Origin of the sequence: Bradyrhizobium aeschynomenes (assembly GCF_013178945.1) — a bacterium.
In the GTDB taxonomy this organism is placed as follows: domain Bacteria; phylum Pseudomonadota; class Alphaproteobacteria; order Rhizobiales; family Xanthobacteraceae; genus Bradyrhizobium; species Bradyrhizobium aeschynomenes.
Map to the genome: position 1 here is coordinate 1 of NZ_JABFDM010000036.1, position 393 is coordinate 393.

Annotated in this window: 1 rRNA gene; it reads left to right on the forward strand. The window is 54.5% G+C overall.

The features are described from left to right. Positions 1-393, forward strand: a 23S ribosomal RNA gene (locus HL666_RS33855); the annotation flags it as partial.

Below are 393 nucleotides of genomic sequence, written 5' to 3' on the forward strand. Positions count from 1 at the left end.
AGATAGCTGGTTCTCCCCGAAAGCTATTTAGGTAGCGCCTCGTGAATTCATCTCCGGGGGTAGAGCACTGTTTCGGCAAGGGGGTCATCCCGACTTACCAACCCGATGCAAACTGCGAATACCGGAGAATGTTATCACGGGAGACACACGGCGGGTGCTAACGTCCGTCGTGAAGAGGGAAACAACCCAGACCGCCAGCTAAGGTCCCAAAGTCATGGTTAAGTGGGAAACGATGTGGGAAGGCCCAGACAGCCAGGATGTTGGCTTAGAAGCAGCCATCATTTAAAGAAAGCGTAATAGCTCACTGGTCGAGTCGGCCTGCGCGGAAGATGTAACGGGGCTAAACCATGCACCGAAGCTGCGGCAGCGACACTATGTGTTGTTGGGTAGGGG